This is a genomic window from Candidatus Latescibacterota bacterium, assembly GCA_019038625.1.
Lineage (GTDB): Bacteria > Krumholzibacteriota > Krumholzibacteriia > Krumholzibacteriales > Krumholzibacteriaceae > JAGLYV01.
Window position 1 is genome coordinate 18,176 of record JAHOYU010000082.1, and the last position, 18,654, is coordinate 36,829.

Annotated in this window: 14 protein-coding genes; 2 read left to right on the plus strand and 12 right to left on the minus strand. The window is 47.2% G+C overall.

Annotation, left to right across the window (positions count from 1 at the left end):
* Positions 1-50: 50 nt before the first annotated feature.
* Complete coding sequence (locus KOO63_06200; protein ID MBU8921395.1) at positions 51-968, minus strand: tyrosine recombinase XerD; 918 nt, start codon at positions 966-968, stop codon at positions 51-53.
* Positions 946-2,763: an excinuclease ABC subunit UvrC gene (gene uvrC / locus KOO63_06205; GenBank protein ID MBU8921396.1), complete on the minus strand. Its 1,818-nt coding sequence runs from the start codon at positions 2,761-2,763 to the stop codon at positions 946-948. Before uvrC ends, KOO63_06200 begins: the two co-directional genes overlap by 23 nt.
* Positions 2,764-2,810: 47 nt before the next feature.
* Between uvrC and rpsT the strand changes: the two genes are divergently transcribed.
* Entirely contained in the window at positions 2,811-3,062 is a 252-nt protein-coding gene (gene rpsT / locus KOO63_06210) for a 30S ribosomal protein S20 (GenBank protein MBU8921397.1), read from the plus strand.
* Here the strand turns inward: rpsT and KOO63_06215 are convergent.
* A complete protein-coding gene (locus tag KOO63_06215) occupies positions 3,059-4,771 on the minus strand; it encodes a proline--tRNA ligase (GenBank protein ID MBU8921398.1) in 1,713 nt (570 codons plus the stop codon). The genes rpsT and KOO63_06215 overlap by 4 nt on opposite strands.
* A 140-nt stretch (positions 4,772-4,911) precedes the next feature.
* Between KOO63_06215 and KOO63_06220 the strand changes: the two genes are divergently transcribed.
* Positions 4,912-6,750 carry a bifunctional homocysteine S-methyltransferase/methylenetetrahydrofolate reductase gene (locus KOO63_06220; GenBank protein ID MBU8921399.1) on the plus strand — a complete coding sequence of 613 codons (1,839 nt, stop codon included), beginning with the start codon at positions 4,912-4,914 and terminating at the stop codon, positions 6,748-6,750.
* A 26-nt stretch (positions 6,751-6,776) separates the two neighbouring features.
* Here KOO63_06220 and KOO63_06225 read toward each other — a convergent pair whose 3' ends face one another.
* The 9 genes from KOO63_06225 to topA form a co-directional block, all read right to left on the minus strand.
* Positions 6,777-9,587, minus strand: a complete 2,811-nt coding sequence (locus KOO63_06225) for a hypothetical protein (GenBank protein MBU8921400.1) — start codon at positions 9,585-9,587, stop codon at positions 6,777-6,779.
* A 109-nt stretch (positions 9,588-9,696) separates the two neighbouring features.
* Positions 9,697-10,521, minus strand: a complete 825-nt coding sequence (gene dapF, locus KOO63_06230) for a diaminopimelate epimerase (protein MBU8921401.1) — start codon at positions 10,519-10,521, stop codon at positions 9,697-9,699.
* Positions 10,518-11,576 (minus strand): Ig-like domain-containing protein, encoded by a 1,059-nt coding sequence (locus KOO63_06235; GenBank protein ID MBU8921402.1) that lies wholly within the window; start codon positions 11,574-11,576, stop codon positions 10,518-10,520. The genes dapF and KOO63_06235 overlap by 4 nt, the downstream gene beginning before the upstream one ends.
* 5 nt (positions 11,577-11,581) lie before the next feature.
* The gene (argF, locus tag KOO63_06240) at positions 11,582-12,517 is read right to left on the minus strand and encodes an ornithine carbamoyltransferase (GenBank protein ID MBU8921403.1); all 936 of its coding nucleotides are present in this window, start codon (positions 12,515-12,517) and stop codon (positions 11,582-11,584) included.
* A gap of 12 nt (positions 12,518-12,529) precedes the next feature.
* Entirely contained in the window at positions 12,530-13,861 is a 1,332-nt protein-coding gene (gene hslU / locus KOO63_06245) for an ATP-dependent protease ATPase subunit HslU (protein ID MBU8921404.1), read from the minus strand.
* 8 nt (positions 13,862-13,869) lie between these two features.
* Positions 13,870-14,409, minus strand: a complete 540-nt coding sequence (gene hslV / locus KOO63_06250; protein ID MBU8921405.1) for an ATP-dependent protease subunit HslV — start codon at positions 14,407-14,409, stop codon at positions 13,870-13,872.
* A gap of 84 nt (positions 14,410-14,493) precedes the next feature.
* Positions 14,494-15,447 (minus strand): tyrosine-type recombinase/integrase, encoded by a 954-nt coding sequence (locus tag KOO63_06255; protein MBU8921406.1) that lies wholly within the window; start codon positions 15,445-15,447, stop codon positions 14,494-14,496.
* A 45-nt stretch (positions 15,448-15,492) separates the two neighbouring features.
* Positions 15,493-16,806, minus strand: a complete 1,314-nt coding sequence (gene trmFO / locus KOO63_06260) for a methylenetetrahydrofolate--tRNA-(uracil(54)-C(5))-methyltransferase (FADH(2)-oxidizing) TrmFO (protein MBU8921407.1) — start codon at positions 16,804-16,806, stop codon at positions 15,493-15,495.
* Positions 16,806-18,654 (minus strand): type I DNA topoisomerase (gene topA / locus KOO63_06265; GenBank protein ID MBU8921408.1); only part of this gene is annotated, 1,849 nt, incomplete at its 5' end. The genes trmFO and topA, both read right to left, overlap by 1 nt.

The window sequence follows — 18,654 nt, forward strand, 5'->3', positions numbered from 1 at the left end:
CACGGTCAGATAATGCTATGAAAAGAAGCGTCTTCTGTCAACTCTTTGTTTTAACCTCGCGGATGAAAAGTCCTGTGGACTTCCAGCAGATATTCCATGTCCAGCCGGGTATAGATCTGGGTAGTCGAAATATCTGAATGCCCGAGAAGTTCCTGTACGGTGAGCAGGTCCGCTCCACCCTCTACCAGATGTGTTGCAAAAGAATGTCTTAGCGTGTGTGGAGTGACATCGGCCGGTAATCCTGATTTTTTGGCGTATTTTTTGATGATCTTCCAGAAGCTGACCCTCGATATCCTCTTTCCCCTGTAATTAAGAAATAGATAGACGGATACCTCTCCATTCAAGATTTCTTTCCTCGAGCCCTTCAGGTATTCCGCAAGAGCAGCAGCAGCGGCTTTTCCATATGGGACAATCCTTTCTTTTCCTCCTTTTCCCCTGACACGGACGATTCTTGTATCCAGATCGACATTCTCAATATTCTGATCGCAGATCTCCGAGGCTCTCATCCCAGTAGAATATGCGAACTCCAGCATCGCCCTGTCGCGTAAACCACATTTTTCTCCCAGGGTGGCACTCAAAAGCAACTCGACTTCCGATTGTGTCAGCACAAACGGGATCTTTCTGGTTATTTTCGGGGAAGATATTCCCTGAACATCGAGAGAAGTCATCGTCCTCTCCCTGTAAAGAAAACGATGAAACCCCTTTACAGCGCTAAGCATCCTTGCCCGGGTAGAAGCTGACCTGTCTGCGGAGGTAGAGACTACGAAACCAAGGCTCGATGTCAGGTCTATGGAAGAAGGTGAATCGATTCCGGCATTTTTCAGGTACTTCATGTATACCAAGAGGTCACTTGCGTATGCTTGTATAGTTAACTGCGATAGGCCTCTCTCTACCACCAGATAATCCAGATAGAGTTCTATCATGATCTCGATTTCAGACCGGGTATCATCCTTCATGTAGACAGTCATACACCTTTCCTGCAATTTGTTTACCAATGCCGGGGATGGAAGCGATATCTTCTATTCCGGCTTTTCTGATTCCTTTCAGGCTGCCGAAAGCCATGAGCAGTTTGATCTTTCTCTTCTCACCTATCCCTTTAATTCCGTCAAGTTCTGAAGTAGATATTTTTTTTCTTCGAATTTTTCTATGGTATTCCACTGCGAATCTGTGAGCTTCGTCTCGCATCCTCTGAAGAAGTCTCAACACTTCATTTCTCCTCGAAAGCCTTATGACCCCTTCATATCCCGCCATGTGGATCTCCTCGTTCCGTTTTGCCAACCCAACAACGGGAATACCGCTAATATCATTTTCGGACAAGGCTTTTACTGCTGCATTGACCTGACCACGACCACCGTCAATAACGATCAGGTCGGGGCTGCGATGTTTCCCGCTTTTAAGTGTACGAGCTCGTCTTGAAAGCACTTCAGCCATCATCGCAAAATCATCCATTCCATCGACCGTCCTGATCCTGAAATGTCTGTATCCACTCCGTACCGTTTTGCCGTTCTCAAATACGATCATAGACCCGACCGCATCCGTTCCCTGAATATTTGAGATATCGAATGCCTCTATCCTGAAAGGTGTAGAATTCAATCCAAGGGTTTTTTTAAGACTACTGAGAAGGCTGATCGAAGAAGAGCTTCGTCCGGAATACGCCACAAGCTTCATCATCGCGTTCTTTTCCGCGAGATCGACAAGTTTTTTCCTGCCACCACGCGAAGGAACGGCTATCCTTGTCTTTTTCCCACGTTTCTTTGAAAGCCACTCCACGAGGACCTCGATGTCTTCCGGCATTACCTGCGTCTGGATCAATCCTGGAATATCCATTGATGTGTGATAATATAGCTGGAGGAAGGAGCACATAACCCTGCCGGAATCCTTTCCGACAGTATCTGGAATCATAAAAGAGTCAGAACCGAGGATACGCCCATCCCTTATCCTCATCACTACACCGCATGCTGAGACTCCTTCAGAGACAATCGAGATCACATCCTCGTCTCCTCCCACCGGATCGACTGCGTGCTGACGTTCAGAGATCCGGCTGATCGCGGCGATTTGATCCCTCACGAGAGATGCTTCTTCATACCTCATCTGACCTGAGAGATAGTCCATCCTCTTTTCCATTATCCTGCGAAGCCTGCCAGTCTTTCCCTTAAGGAAAAGTTTTACCTGCCTTACCAGGGATGCATATGACTGCTCATCTATCTTTCCCGTGCATGGGCCGGAACATCGTCCGATCTGGAAGTTAAGACATTCCCTCTCCCTGTCTTTCCCGAGATGCATGCTTGAACATTTCCTCAACGGAAAGATATTCCTTATCAATTCAAGAGTCCTCCTCACAGATCCGGCATTCCCGTATGGCCCGAAATATTCGCCGCCGTCATTTTTGACGACCCTGGTGAGGAAAAGCCTGGGAAATCTCTCGTTGACAGTAAGTTTTAAAAACGGGTATTTCTTGTCGTCTTTCAACCTGACATTATACTTCGGACGATACTCCTTGATCAGGTTATTCTCGAGCATCAATGCTTCGACTTCATTTTCCGTAGCTATGTAATCTATTGTATTTATAGTGGATACGAGCGCTGCAGTCTTGTTATCAAGGTTATCACTTTTTTGAAAGTAACTCCTCACCCTGTTCTTCAGGACTTTTGCCTTCCCCACATAAATAACTTTATCCTTTTCGTCCTTCATCAGGTATACACCCGGAGAGTCCGGCAGCTCTTTCAATCTTTCCCTTAATTTATCGGTCTGACTACTTGACAAACCCTTCTCCTTCTATTATGTTATGCAATCGTTGGAGGTGAAACAATATGCCGAATAATAAGTCTACTGAGAAGAGAATGCGACAGAATGAAACGAGGCGCCTTAGAAACAGGGTGCACAGGTCGGGCCTCCGAAAGTCCATTAAGGCCTTCAAGGGTATCGAAGATGCCGAGACCGCTCGTAACAGCTACCCTGGCATCGTCTCTGTCATCGACAAGACCGTCAGGAAAGGGATCATTCATCACAGAACTGCCGCCCGTATTAAGTCGAGACTTTCCAGGGCGATAAAAGAATCCTAATCCCCTGAAAATTCCATTATTTTTTCAAGGACTTCACCGACAGGTATATCATCTACCTGTCGGGTGGCCCTGTGAAAGAGTTCGACCTTGCCGTCCTTCAACTTCCTGCCGAGTGTAACTCGCAACGGTATTCCAATAAGCTCTGAATCCTTGAACTTAACACCTGGACTGAGGTTTCTGTCGTCTGTCAGTACGCTCATCCCTCTTTCATGAAGCCCTGATTCGATCTCTTCTGTTACTTTCATCACATCGGGATCGCTTGTATTCAATGGGAGAAGTATGACATCGAATGGCGAAATAGCCTGATTCCAGATTATACCGTCCTCGTCATGGTGTTGTTCTATTGCTGCCGCAACCATCCTGCTTACTCCGAATCCATAGCAGCCCATTATGAACGGATGGGTTTCACCGCTGTCATCCAGAAAAGTCGCCTTCATGGCACTGGAATATTTAGTTCCGAGTTTGAAGATGTGGCCTACCTCGATACCGTTACTTTCATTCATCTTCGAAGCACACTTCGGACAGAGGTCACCCTCTCTTGCCATTGTGAGATCACCCGAAAGAAAAATATCAAAATCCCGGTCGGCCACAATATCCCTGAGGTGTACATCTTCCTTGTTGGCTCCCACTATCATGCTGTCGAAAGACCCTATCAGATTATCGGCGTATATCCTCGTTCCGGCTGGCAGCCCTACGGGTCCGGAGAAACCGACAGGCCCGCCGGTAAATTCCTTGATCTCCCCCGGTTCCAGGAAGCGGATCTCAGGATCATCCAGGATCCTGACCAGCTTTACATCGTTCACTTCTCTGTCACCCGGGATAAGAAGAGCTATATTCCTGTCCCCACTCCTGTAGAGAAGCGTTTTTACGATCTCACGGGAAGTAACGCCGAGAAATGACGCGACATCCTCGACTGTCTTCTGGCCAGGTGTCTCAACTTCTGAAAAAGTATCTGCTCCGGAGGTTCCTCGTCTTTCACCGTTCTCGCTGGCTGTCGCTCTTTCCAGATTGACAGCGTAACCGCATTCACAGCTGAGAATCCTGTCCTCTCCATTCTCGGCCAGGACCATAAATTCGTGTGACTCGTTACCTCCGATATACCCGGATTCTGCTTCAACTACACGAAAGTCGAGTCCACACCTTTCTATTATCCTGCAATATGCTTTTTCCAGGCGTCTGTATGTCACGTCCAGAGATTCATCGGACACATGGAAACTGTAGGCATCCTTCATTACGAACTCACGAGCACGCATCACACCATATCTCGGCCTGATCTCGTCTCTGAACTTCGTCAGTATCTGGTACAGGCACTGAGGGAGGTCCCTGTAGCTTCTCATCTCGTCACGTGCTACCATTGTGATTACTTCTTCATGCGTGGGACCAAGAGCAAACATCCTCTTGCGGCCATCCTGAAGCTTGAACAATTCCGGACCGAAATTTTTCAGCCTCCCACTTTCTTCGTAAATCTCTTCAGGATGGAGTATCGGCATCAATACTTCCTGACAACCTGCATCATCCATCTCCTCCCTTATGATATTCTCGATCTTTTTCAGGACCTTGAATCCAATCGGAAGAAAGGTATACACACCGGAAGTCAGTTTCTTTATAAGACCTGCTCTCAACATAAGTTTGTGGCTGGGAATCTCCGCCTCACGTGGGTCTTCCTTCAAAGTCGGTATACAACTTTCAGACCATCTCATCTTCGACATCTTTTTTCCCATTTCTTGTTAATCGTTTTAAGATTGCAATTAAAAAATAGTACGATATATACTAAGTTACTGCAGGTATTTATGCAAGATTGAAGTACTCTGCACATGATAATAGCCGACTTTCATCGAAAGAAGAACTGATGTCTTCGAGATTTCTGGAACGAGTAAGTGAAGGAACTGTCCTCTTCGATGGCGCCATGGGTACGATGCTTTATGAAAAGGGCGTCTTTATTAATCGCTGTTTCGATACGATAAACATATCTGATCCCGATCTTGTAAGGTCGATTCATTCAGATTATGTCGAATCCGGCGCTGATGTAATAGAGACAAATACTTTCGGAGCAAACCGTCTCAAGCTGAAGCTCCATGGTTTCGACGGAAAGCTCCAGGAAATAAACGCGGCGGGCGCAGTTCTTGCGAGAGAAGCTGCTGGAAGCGATGGACTTGTCGCCGGCGCGATCGGGCCTCTCGGAATACGAATCGAGCCCTGGGGACCGACTTCAAACTCAGAGGCACGGGAAGCTTTCTCTGAACAGGCGGTAGTCCTGCTCGAAGGTGGAGTCGATCTTTTTGTCCTCGAGACTTTTTCCGATCTTAACGAGATCCATCAAGCTATCATAGCTCTCAGGGAGATATCCGACCTTCCGGTCGTCGCACAGATGGCCTTACAACAGGACGGGCTTGGTATGTATGGGACGGAGCCCGGAGAGTTCGCAGTCAGGCTCAGTTCCTGGGGCGCCGATGTCGTGGGAGTCAACTGCTCTGTTGGTCCCCGGATGATGCTTGAAGCAATCGAAAAAATGGCAAATGTGGTCGGATCACATCTGTCGGCTCAACCTAACGCCGGAATTCCACAGAATGTAGATGGAAGAAATATCTATATGACTTCACCTGAATATATGGCCGAATACGCCAGACGACTTGTCAGTGCAGGTGCCTCGGTGGTCGGAGGCTGCTGTGGAACGACTCCTGATCATATTCGGGCTATGAGAAAGTCCCTTGTATCTGTCATGCCCGCCAGGCACAAGATTAATATCCCTGCCAGGATAAAGGATGATGAATGCGAAGTCTCCCCCATTCCCCTTGAAGAAAAATCTGTACTTTCCGGCCGAGTGGCCAGAGGAGAATTCGTAAGATTGGTCGAACTTGTCCCTCCCAGGGGCTGCAACCCGGAAAAAATACTCAGAGCCGCTCGTTTTCTCTCGGACAATGGCATCGACGCCATCAATATTCCCGACAGTCCAAGAGCATCATCCAGAATGAGTGCTCTGTCCTCTGCGGTTCTTATTGAGAGAGAATGCGGAATCGAGACAGTGCTTCATTATTGCTGCCGGGATAGAAATATTCTGGGAATGCAGTCTGATATACTCGGTGCTCAAGCTCTCGGCCTCCGGAATATACTAATTATAACCGGCGATCCAGTTAAAACAGGAGACTATCCTGACGCCACTTCAGTATTCGACATCGATTCCATAGGTCTGACAAATGTTCTTTACAGCCTCAACCGGGGACGAGACATAGGGAACCATTCTCTGGGAAGCCCGACATCGTTCTTCACTGGTGTAGGTGTCAATCCTGGAGCGGCTGACTTCAACCTGGAAATGGACAGATTTAACTGGAAAGTCGAAGCCGGGGCTGAATTCGCGATTACACAACCTGTATTCGACCTTGAGGTGTTTGAGAGGTTCATATCACGGCCTGAATCGCAGAATATTCCCATAATAGCGGGCATCTGGCCACTTACAAGTTTCAAGAACGCCGAATTCATGAATAATGAGCTTCCCGGAGTCTCTGTCCCGGATGCGATTCTCAAGAGGATGAAAGCAGCAGGAACCGGAGAAAAAGCCATGATGACAGGTGTGGAAATAGCGGTGGAGATCCTTGATAATCTCCTGCCCCACATTGCGGGCGTACAGGTCAGTGCTCCGTTCAACAGGTATGAGATGGCGCTTGGAGTCTTTGAAAGAATCAGAAAATAATTCTTTGGTGCTTTGGGAATTGAATACTAGAAGTTGAATCCTAGAAAGACATCGATCTGTGTATCATCATCGATCGTCTTGAAATCGGTCTTTCTCACGAAATTCAACCTTATCACCGGAAGATATCCGAGATTCATCTCGATACCGGTACCAATGCTTCCGAGCCAATCAGTATCCATTATGAATCCCTCGACCTTTCCAGCGTCAAGGAATAAGGACCCTCTGAACAATGGAAATTCTATTGAGCCGAATGGAAGCCTGACGATGAGTCCGTCTAAAAGAGGAAATCTGATCTCATTGTTCACAAGCAATGTCCTTCTTCCGGCATATTGACGGAAGTTATAGCCTCGGAGATCCCAGGAGCCTCCAAGATAAAAGAGTTGAATATCACTACCCCAGGCGTTTCTGCTTACAAATCTCTGTGCAAAAACGACTCTTCTACCAATATTAAAGTAATTCCGCAAATCGAGATTCAGAGTAGTACTCCCATACGTCGATCCGTCGAGGTCGATGGATTTTCCGACAGACACGCTCATGCGGTGCCCGTTAAGTGGGCCTCCTATACTCCACACAATATTATCTGAAGTGAACGATAGATAATTCGAAAGAAGCATCGACTTACCATCCTGCAAGCCAATATTTGTTATATCGTCGTCACGTTCCATAAATTTAAAAACTGTCTGAAGATCGACTCTTCTGAACTTGGAGAAAGGATAACTTAGTCCGCCCATCACACCGTACCTTCGTTCGAAACGGAACATGTCATAGATCGACCCTACATAACTCGCAAGATGAAAAGCTCCAAAAGCGTAATTAAGTCTGCGTGTCCTGTTTACGTATGTGAATCCGATATTTAGATTTTCCCAGAAATTAGAAAAATCGTCGGATGCGCTTCCGAACAGGAAAACCAGTTGATGGTCGCCCATGACATCCGTGAGAAAAATCTGGGCACCGTTCCCCATATATCCGTAATCAGGGTCTACCGCGAAAGCTGCAGCTATAAGATCCACACCAAATCGGACCCTGTAATCCTTATCCCGATATACTCCGGAAGTATCATGTGGAGACGGTTCCCATTTCCTGTCCGAGAGATCTTCGAACTTCTCAGGCCTTGAAGTATTATCTTCTTTGATCCTGCCACGATATATGTGATAAGTGCCGCCGCTGTAGGAAGCCGTTACGAATGTACGTCCATCGTGAGATGGGCAGGGTCCGAATGCTCCACCAAGCACATTGGTCTGTCTGGTGACCAATCCGTTCCTTTTCAGATAGATATCATGTGTCCCTTCCCGGTCGGAAGAAAAAAGAAATCCGCTTCCGTCCCGGAGAGGCCTTGGATCTATGTCAGCATTATCTCCCTGCGTCAGCTGTCTCACAATGCCTGTAGTGGTGTCGATTGAATAGATGGCCCTTCTTTCTCCTGGTTCCAGATCCCTTCTTTCGGAACTGAATATCACAACATCACTGCCTGGAAGCCAGCCAGGTGTCGTCTCTTCGTGATAGTCCTCAGTAAGTCTTCTAAAACTTCCATTCGACAGATCATGGATAAACAGGTCTGTCCTGCCATTAAAATCGATTGCTGAAAATACGACCGATTTCCTGTCATCCGAGATCGCCGGGGAATTGATTATCCGTGCTTTGTCGTAATCTATTTTTGCAACGACTTCTTCAACAGCCGTATCATAAAGATATATTGCATCCCGTTCACCGGATTTGGATACAAAAAGAAGAGTGTCGCCAATAGCTGAGATACTGCTCCGGAGTAGAGGAATAGATTCGAACCTGTTGCTTCTGCCACCTCTTATGACGTTTCTGCGTTTCCATTCGTTCTTTTTGTTCTTTCTGTGTTTCACAAGTTCAAAAAGATCGATGCTTCCCAATCCGAACCCAAGACAAAATACTCTGTCCTCTTCACCCTCCTCTCCACGCACCGTGACCGGATGATTTTCGAAAGACCATTCATCGGGAGATATCTGTTCCGCTATCTCTCCCACTCTACGCCTTGACATTATCGACGGGTAATGTCTTTTCCTCAGATATTCCTGCCAATCTCTGTCCAGTTCGTCCTCTTTAAGACCTATCGTTTTTTCGAGTACAAGGTCGAACCTGTCTGATTTCCACCAGTTCTCGAGGATCATTCTAACTGCCTTATGACCGAATCTTCCCGCGATGTAATGAAGAGCAGATTCACCTTCCTTGTACATCATGTAAGTTCCCAGGATCCTCCATAGATCCTGAAGAGAATATAGTTTCCCGTAAGTGACCGCATCCCTTATGAACATATCAGCCTCAGTGTCCGGGGCGCCATGCGCAAGAAACTCGGCTAGTCCTTCTGTAAACCAGAGAGGTGGGTGCGTATACGTGTATTTTCGTCTGGAGCTCATTACAGAATGGAGTTTTTCCAGCATGAAGACATGGACCATCTCATGTCGAAAAACCGATTTAAGACCGGAATACGATCCCATAAATGGCAAAGCCACGCGGCCTTTGATGAATTCAGTGAATCCGCCTGTTCCCTCTGACACCATGTATGGTATTACATTAGTCTCCTTGAAATCGTGGTGGGTCCCATAGAGGATTATCGGGATCTTCCTGTCGAATTCAAGGTCAAAATAATCTGAATATTCCTCATAGACATCTTCCACGAACCCCGAGACGAATTGAGCCAGCGCTATTTCTTCAGGATAATAGAATATTTCGGAATGTTCAGTTTCGATCACACGCCATTCTTTTGTTATATACTGAATCTTGTTTTTCCCGAACGGATACTGTGCCTGGGCTGGAGAGACGATGGCAGCTCCCAGAAGGATAATGGTCAATGTAAGGGCTTTACGCATAATTCCTCCGGAGGGGCTTTCACTCTAAATCTGTGCAAATGAAACATGGATAGCAAGCCTTATCGGCAAACAATGGCGCATCGGCTCTTCGAGTGGAATTAAACATGACTTAGAGGTAATTTCGCACTTCAAAATCACCCTTGAATGCCACGATGGCCGGGCCTTTCAGAAAGCAATCCTGCGCTCCATTCCCTGTAGGAATAAAATCTACTTTAAGAGTGTCGCCACTCGTCCCCCGGCATCTTAGTGGACTTCCTGTAATCCCCAGTGCGGCGCAAACAGCAGCCAGAGAGATAGCACCTGTCCCACAGGCCAGAGTCTCGTCCTCTACACCTCTTTCGTAGGTCCTGTACCTTACAAAGTCCTTCCCGATCACGGAGACGAGATTGAAGTTCACTCCCTCAGGTGCAAACTCGTCTGCGTTACGGACCTTTCTTCCAAGTTCCAGAAAACGTTCCCTGCTCCAGCTATCAACATCTTCTGTTACCAGCACTGCATGCGGAACACCACACACGGCGTATCCTACCTCTATGCCTGCATCCTCTACCGGCACTTGAAGTCTCATATCCCTGACAGATCCTACGCCGATCCTGACATCCTCTCCGATCATTTCAGCATCGATGGGTCCCGCTTTTGTCTCGAAAACCATCTTTTGGGACACAATACCCTTTAAATATGCAAAACTGGCAGCACATCTGGCACCGTTGCCACACATCTCGGCCTCTTCACCGTCCTTGTTGAAATACAGCATCCTGAAATCACATTTTTCCGAAGGACGGATCAGTATGAGTCCATCAGCACCTATGCCGGTATGATCGGTACACAGCGCATCTATCAGATGCCTGGAATAGTCGATTTCAGAAGACATATCCTCTATCATCACAAAATCGTTTCCAGCTCCATGCATTTTATAGAATTCAACTTTGTCCTTCACTCCTCCGCCCTTCCGATCGTAACCGGGGAAATGACTTTCTTTTCACCTGGAGAGACATTGATAGTATCAGGAAGTAAAATAAGAGGTTCAAGAATGATTCTGCTTGAATCGTCAGGTGCGTTATAGTTGCCCGGCAGGCTATCGGCAAGGACATCTATAAATGCACTGAAGAGATACGCTCCTGGCTTGACCTTATATATAAGGTAATTACCGAGCGTGTCAACCTTGGCGTAATACGAGTCCTCCAGAGGCGGAACTCCTTTTAATCTGACTGAAGGAATTCCTTCTACCCCGGTAGAGTCATTCAGGACACCCTCTATGCTGCCAGGTTCATCCGGGTCGATTACGTTAATATCGACATTTCTTGCAGATGTGTGAGCCGGGGAGAGGATAATGGTGTCTGGATGTTCCATAGCGAATTCTTTCCCAAAAGAATACTTCCCGTCCCCATCTGTGTCTTTGAATGCCCATACTCTGTATCCAGAACTATCTGCAGGGAGAGCCCTGAAAATGAAATTGCCAAATGGGTCAGCATAGGCGATCCTGGCTTCCGGAGCGGAATGCAGCTCTCTTGATGTATCGTCTTCTGCCTTTACCAGATATGCTACACCCATGGAATCCGGGGACTGCTTAAAAAGAATCTTCCCGGTTATATTTCCAGGGGGAATCCTGTCAGTCGTCGAAAAATAATACCTGTAATTTTTTCTGCTCTCGACAAGGTGATTGTCCCTGAATCCAGGCTGGATCAGAATGCATACTGTCGTTTCCGGAAGCTGTTCCCTGAAAATAAGTTCAAGGACAGTCCCTTTAGCGCTTATTTTCTCGAATTCAAGAGTCGGATAGGTCTTTATCCTGCTTTTGAAACTTTCGCCGTCGATCTTTTCCGAAAACTCGATGGTGACAGAGGAATTCCTTGAGACCCCGGTCGAGTCACTTGCCGGAATCACAGACGAGATCAGGGGGGCGGTTTTGTCCTCCGGCCCACCTGATGGCGGTTCTATGACGGCACACGAACAGAAAAGTGCAAGTAAACAACCCCATCGAAATCGATTCATATCCTCTACAGCTCTCTGTCTGTTGGCATCAGAAGTGCAATGATGGCTCTCTGTATGTGAAGTCGGTTCTCTGCTTCGTCATACACGACGGATCTTTTACTGTCGATCACGGAATCGCTGACTTCCTCACCCCGGTGTGCCGGAAGACAGTGCATAAAAATCGCGTTCCCGCCGGCAAGCCCCATAAGTTTATCGTTTATCTGATAGGGACGGAATACCCGAAGTCTCTCTGCTTTTTCCGATTCCTGCCCCATGCTGGCCCATACGTCAGAATAGATCACATCGGCATCTCTGACTGCCTCAGCAGGATCCTCAATCCATTCATAATCCAGATTTCCGTCTTTCTTTACTTCCGCAACATATGAATCTTCGAGCTGATAACCAGCAGGAGAATTCAGGACAAATTTGAACTGGAATCTTGCGGCAGCGTTCAGCCAGCTTCTTGCCACATTATTGCCATCACCGACAAACACAACTTTCTTTCCCTCGATATTTTCAAGGTGTTCTTCTATCGTCAATATATCTCCCATGACCTGACATGGATGCAGCAGGTCGGTAAGACCATTTATCACCGGAACAGAAGCATTGGCGGCAAGAGTGTCAACCATCCCCTGATCGAAAGTCCTGATCATTATTCCGTCTACATACCTGGAAAGTACTTCTCCGACATCCTTTGGAGACTCACGATTTCCGATTCCGATCTCTTTATCCGTTATATAGAGACTCGAACCACCCAGCTGCCTGATAGATATTTCAAAACTGATTCTTGTCCTCAAGCTAGGCTTGTGAAATATACACGCAAGGACGCGCCCTGGATGCGAAGGCTCAAGCTTGAACTCCCTCGCGAGAGGCTTCTGCTTTTTGCTGAGTTCAAGGATAACCCTGAGCTCATCCCTGCTGAAATCCCTGATCGACAGAAAATCCTTTTTACTCAATTTCATACGTCTTTCCTCCTAGAGTATGTACCTCGCAAGATCATCATCACCTATGATCTTGTCCAACTTATTCTTGACGAATTTTGCATTTACACCGACTTTTTGTATCTTCGGGTCTGGAAGATCGAAAAGCAGATCCTCCAGCAAGCTCGTAAGGATCGTGTGCAATCTCCTGGCTCCGATATTCTCCATCTTCTGATTGACCGAATACGCCATTCGGGCTATCTCTTTAATTGCGCCGAGAGTAAAGGTCAATCTGCAGCCTTCAGTTTCTATCATTGTCTGATATTGCTTAACAAGCGCGTTTTCCGGTTCCAGAAGAATTCTTTCAAAATCTTCAGCTGTCAACTGATCGAGTTCCACTCTTATCGGAAACCTCCCCTGCAATTCGGGGACAAGATCAGATGGTTTCGACATGTGAAAAGCCCCTGCTGCCATAAAAAGGATATGATCAGTTTTTACCTGGCCATATTTCGTGCTCACATTACAACCCTCTACTATGGGCAGAATATCCCGCTGCACACCTTCCCTCGAAACGTCGGGGCCGTGTCCACCCGATCCTGTTCTGGCAATCTTGTCGATCTCGTCAATGAATACTATCCCGGTCTCCTCTACAGCTGAAATGGCACGAGATACAATTGAATCCATATCGACAAGTTTTTCCTTCTCCTCATGAATCAGTATCTTCCTGGCCTCTTCCACTGTGACTTTCTTCCCTTTCTGACGGCGCGGCACCATTTTCTCCAGGCCTTCAGGAAACTTGATCCCCATTTCTTCGATACCCGATCCTGAAAATATCTCTATCATTGGATGTGCTTTGTCGAAAGTCTGAATTGTCACCTCGCGGTCGTCAAGGTCACCGCTTTCAAGTTTCTTCCTGAGTTTATCCTTCGTTCGCTTACGCCTTTCCTCCGTCTCTGTATCCATCACCGCTCCCCCGGTCGCAGCGGGTAGTAGCAGGTCGAGCAGCCGGTCTGTAGCATTTTCAATTGCTGCTATTTCAACTTCCAGAAATACTTTTTCCTTTTCCATGCTTATCCCGACCTCTACAAGGTCCCTTATCATGGATTCGACATCTCTGCCGACATAACCTACCTCCGTAAACTTGGTAGCCTCGACCTTTACGAACGGAGCCTGGGCAAGTCTGGCGAGACGCCTTGCGATTTCGGTCTTTCCTACACCGGTAGGACCGATCATTATTATGTTATTAGGAAGTATTTCTTCACGAATCTTATCTACTATCCTTCGTCGTCTCCACCTGTTTCTAAGGGCGATCGCTACAGATCTCTTCGCCTGCGTCTGCCCGATTATGTATTTATCCAGTTCGGCGACAATCTCGCCAGGTGTCATTTCTCTCATCATTTACCATCCCGGAGAGTTTCGATTGAAATGTTGTCATTCGTGTATATACATATCCCTGCAGCTATCTTCAGGGACTCTTTAACGACTGATTCCGGGTCAAGCCTGGTATTCGACCTCAATGCCCTTGCCGCAGCCAGTGCGTAAGAACCGCCTGAACCTATCGCAAGTATATCATCGTCAGGTTCCACTACATCTCCCTTGCCTGATATAAGAAGGGAATGTTTTGCATCCATTACGACAAGTAGCGCTTCCAGATGACGCAGGATCTTATCGCTACGCCAGTCCCTAGCCATCTCGACTGCTGCCTTCATCATATTCCCGTTGAATTCATCGAGTTTCCCCTCGAATCTGGAGAACAGAGTCATCGCGTCAGCAGTGCTTCCAGCGAACCCGGCAAGGACGGTTTTGTCACGGATAGCTCTTATTTTTCGTGCACCATGTTTTACAACGGTATCACCAAAAGTAACCTGTCCGTCACCGCCTAAAGCGGCCTTTTTCCCAATTCGTACACCAAGAATCGTAGTTCCCTTGAACATATCTCCTCCCATGCATCCACACTAAACAGTAAAATCAGTTTCATAATCGTCATTCAACTTCCTGCTCCTGAGCGGGTACACTCTTCATGCTCTTGGATGAGCCAGATCGTATACTTCCCTTAGACGTTCGGATGTCAGGTGAGTATATATCTGTGTCGTCGAAAGATTTACATGCCCCAGGAGATCCTGTACCGCGCGAAGATCCGCTCCAGCGTCAAGAAGGTGAGTCGCGAAAGAATGCCTGAGGACGTGAGGACTCATCCTGGAGAGAGAAGCGACCTGTTCGAGATATTTTTTTACTATCCTCTGCACGGTTCGCCTGCTTATGGGCCTTCCTCCCCTACCCGCTATGAGGGGAAGGTCTTTCCATTCTGAATATTGTGTTGAAATGGATCGGTCTTTCAACGCTTCTTCAGGAATGCCATATTCTCCTGAAATATAGATCTTCAGAGATTCCGCTGATTTGCCTGACAGCGGCAGGAGACGTTCTTTCAGCCTTTTGCCGAGAACCAGGATCGTTCCCCTGGAGAAATCACAATTTTTCAACGAACATCCGACCAGTTCGGCAAGCCGCATACCGGTTCCATATAGAAGTTCGAGGACAGCCCTGTCCCGGACTCCTTTTCTATTGGTCATATCTGGAAGAGACATCATCCTTTCCATTGCATCTTTTGCGGCAAACTCGGGTAGATCTCTTCCAGTCTTAGGTGTATTCAACCCCACAGTCGGATCGGTTTTTGTATAATCATGGCTCAGGCAGAACGAGAAGAAGGATCTTAATGAAGCAACTTTCCGCGCTATCGACCTGGGTGAATAACCATCTCTTGAAAGAGTGCCAAGATAAGATCGCAAAGCTATGCCATCGATTTTTTCCGGACTGTCAGAGCCTGTCTCCACCTTTATATATTCAGCAAATTTCAATATATCTGACTCATAAGCGAGCAGAGTCGATTCCGAGACTTTCTTTTCGATGCCGATATGCAAAAGATATTTCTTCAGGAGTCCGAGCATGCAGCCTCCATTTGACCTGAGTGACAACTCTTTCTTCCTCTCGGGAACCATATCATGTTATTGATCAGCACATCAAGTAGATCGAGGCATGTCAAAAGATTGTTTATCAAGGAACGATTTGAGTTTTGTCAGGGAGCGCTCCACCTTCTTCGCCTTTCTCTCTCTTCGCTTTCCACTTATGGGAGGAAGTATGCCAAAATTTGCGTTCATCGGCTGAAACCGGGAGCTTTGGCTAGTAAGATGCGCCTGAAGGCCTCCAAGCAATGTTTCGGACGGAAATATGACTGGCGGATGGCCCTCAAGATACTCAAAGATATTGATCGATGTAATCAGCCCGTGAGCAATCGATTCGACATAGCCTTCAACCCCGGTGATCTGGCCGGCGAAAAACAGGCCATCCCTCCTGCTGGACATCTGTCTCTTGTCAAGCAGGTACGGCGAATCCAGGAAAGTATTTCTGTGAATTGCGCCGAATCGCACGATCTCAGCGTTCTCGAGACCGGGTATCAAGGCCATCATTCCTTTCTGAGCTCCCACGGTCATCTTCGTCTGAAACCCGACCAATCCAGCAATAGTCCCCTCAATACTCTCCTGCCTGAGTTGGATGACTGCGTATGGTTCTTCCCCGGTAACAGGGTCGACAAGTCCCCTTGGCTTCAAAGGACCATACCTCATGACATCATCTCCTCTTGAAACCATCACTTCAACCGGGAGGCAGGCTTCGAAACACTTTCCGTCCTCAAAATCATGTCCGGCACGCTTTGATGATTTACGTATATACTCTAGCAGAAGGAGATAATTCTCTTTGTCAAGGGGTACGTTCCAGTAATCCGGGGCACCCTTTCCATAACGTGATGCCTTAAAGACCTTTGAATGATCTATGCTGTCAACAGCTATCGATATCGATATCGCATCATAGAAGAAAAGATTGTCTTTACCGAAGTGTTCCATCACCGCACTTGATAACAGGTCGGATGTCAGAGGCCCTGTGGCGATGACTCCGACAGGAATATCCAGATCAATCTGTTCCCTGCCAGACAATTCGATCATGCTTTCTTTCGCCACTACCTCCCCGACTTTACCGGAAAAAACATCCCTGTCCACAGCAAGTGCGTGTCCCGCAGGAACCCTGGATTCAGAAGCTATCTTCAGAAGCTTGCATCCAAGCATTCTAAGTTCTCTCTTCAAAAGACCAGAAGCGGTCTCGGCATTGTCGGATTTCAGGGAATTGCTACAGACTAGTTCAGCCAGAGATCCTGTGCGATGAGCAGGAGTCATCTTACCCGGGCGCATTTCAATCAGTTCAACCTGCAAACCCCGGGAAGCCAGCTGAAGAGCGGTCTCGCATCCGGCCAGACCGCCGCCGACTACGACGATTTTTTCCATCAGGGAGTTACCTCATGCTTGCATGCTGGGCATTTACGATAGGAGCCTTTTGTCTTTGTGTTCTTTTCTACCATCCACCCGTTTCCGCATGCAGGGCATTTTTCAGTGATCGGTTTATCCCAGCTGGCAAATTTACAAGATGGATACTTTGTGCATCCATAAAAGACCTTTCCCCTTCGAGTCTTCTTTTCTGTGACTTCACCCTTGCATCCATCTTCAGGGCAGGAAATCCCCATACTTATCGCTTCTGTATATTTACATTCAGGATAATTGGAACATGCGATAAATCTGCCGAAACGGCCGCTCTTGTAGGCAAGTCCTCCTCCGCAATCGGGACATTCTCTTTCGAGCTTCTCTTCTTCTTCCAAAGACCTCGCAAATTTGCATTCAGGCCATCCGGGGCAGGCGAGGAATAGACCGTTTCTGCTCCATTTTTTAATCAGTTTTTTACCACACTTTTCACATAGCTCTTCTGTTTCTTCCTGAAAAGATTTCTTTATTTCCGCCTGCTTACCCTTGAACGCTTCTAAATCGACATTGAGAGGTTCATAGAAGAAACTTACGACATCCTTCCACGCTTCATCCGCATCCTCTACTTTATCCAGCTCGTTTTCCATCCTTGCCGTAAAATCGACGGCGAATATGTCGTTAAATGATCCTGAAAGAGATTTCCAGACCGCCTCTCCAAGTTCGGTGGGACATAGCGCCTTGTTTTCCCTGGATGCATATTCTCTCGCGAGGATAATACTGATGATGCTGGCATACGTACTCGGGCGTCCTATACCTTTATCCTCCAGTTCCTTAATAAGCGAGGCTTCAGAATATCTTGATGGAGGTTCTGTAAAATGTTGATTCGAGTCCATAGAGTCTATAGCCAGCTTCTCACCATCAGCCAGGTCGGGGAGCCAGCTTTCGTCTTCAGTTTTTCTGTCGGGGAAAATTGCCAGAAAACCGGGAGATTTAAGTCTTCTCCCATTAGCCCTCAACTGATACTCATCACCTGAAGCAATATCAACCTCTTTTACGCTGTAAACTACCGGCATTGCGAGAGAAGCGAGAAATCTCTGCCATATAAGTGTATAGAGAGCGCTCTGATCCTTATCGAGATACTTGCTTATCTCATCTGGCATCCTGAAACAATCGGTCGGACGGATGGCTTCGTGAGCGTCCTGCGACCTTTTTGCTTTCCTGAAACCTCTTTTCCCATCAAATACGTTTTCCTTACCGAACTTTTCTGCTATGAGTTCCTGCCCCTGCCTGAACGCATCGTCACTGACACGAGTCGAATCGGTCCTCATATAGCTTATAAGTCCAGATGATCCTTCTGATCCCAATGAAACACCCTCATATAACTGCTGCGCGATCATCATCGTCTTTTTTGCGGAGAATCCGAGCCGACTTGCTGCCTCTCTCTGCATGGTACTCGTAATAAATGGGGGCTGCGGATTGCGCTTCTTTTCTTTTTCTGTCACCTTTGAAACGACAGGGTCCGATACTTTTATCTTATCCAGTATCTTCGACGCGCTTTCACCATCTTTGATCTCTGGATTCTTTCCCTGAATCTTGAACAGACGTGCCTCGAATTTTTCCCCGGCTGAATTCTTGAGTATTCCTTCTATCGTCCAGAACTCCGCTGGAATAAACTGCCTGATCTCCTCTTCACGTTCGCACAGGAGCCTCAGCCCGACACTCTGCACCCTGCCAGCCGAGAGCCCCCTATAAAATATCTTCCACAAAACCGGGCTGATGAGATAACCGACGAGTCTATCCAGGATTCTCCTTGCCTGTTGTGCGTTTACCTTGTTCATGTCGATCTCGTGAGGATTCTCTACCGCTTCCCTTATCGCG

What these genes read in the sequence shown, in the direction of transcription:
- KOO63_06200 (MBU8921395.1), bottom strand. Translation starts at nt 968, where the DNA reads ATGACTGTCTACATGAAGGATGATACCCGGTCTGAAATCGAGATCATG.
- rpsT (MBU8921397.1), top strand. Translation starts at nt 2,811, where the DNA reads ATGCCGAATAATAAGTCTACTGAGAAGAGAATGCGACAGAATGAAACG.
- KOO63_06215 (MBU8921398.1), bottom strand. Translation starts at nt 4,771, where the DNA reads ATGTCGAAGATGAGATGGTCTGAAAGTTGTATACCGACTTTGAAGGAA.
- KOO63_06220 (MBU8921399.1), top strand. Translation starts at nt 4,912, where the DNA reads ATGTCTTCGAGATTTCTGGAACGAGTAAGTGAAGGAACTGTCCTCTTC.
- KOO63_06225 (MBU8921400.1), bottom strand. Translation starts at nt 9,587, where the DNA reads ATGCGTAAAGCCCTTACATTGACCATTATCCTTCTGGGAGCTGCCATC.
- KOO63_06235 (MBU8921402.1), bottom strand. Translation starts at nt 11,576, where the DNA reads ATGAATCGATTTCGATGGGGTTGTTTACTTGCACTTTTCTGTTCGTGT.
- argF (MBU8921403.1), bottom strand. Translation starts at nt 12,517, where the DNA reads ATGAAATTGAGTAAAAAGGATTTTCTGTCGATCAGGGATTTCAGCAGG.
- hslU (MBU8921404.1), bottom strand. Translation starts at nt 13,861, where the DNA reads ATGACACCTGGCGAGATTGTCGCCGAACTGGATAAATACATAATCGGG.
- hslV (MBU8921405.1), bottom strand. Translation starts at nt 14,409, where the DNA reads ATGTTCAAGGGAACTACGATTCTTGGTGTACGAATTGGGAAAAAGGCC.
- trmFO (MBU8921407.1), bottom strand. Translation starts at nt 16,806, where the DNA reads ATGGAAAAAATCGTCGTAGTCGGCGGCGGTCTGGCCGGATGCGAGACC.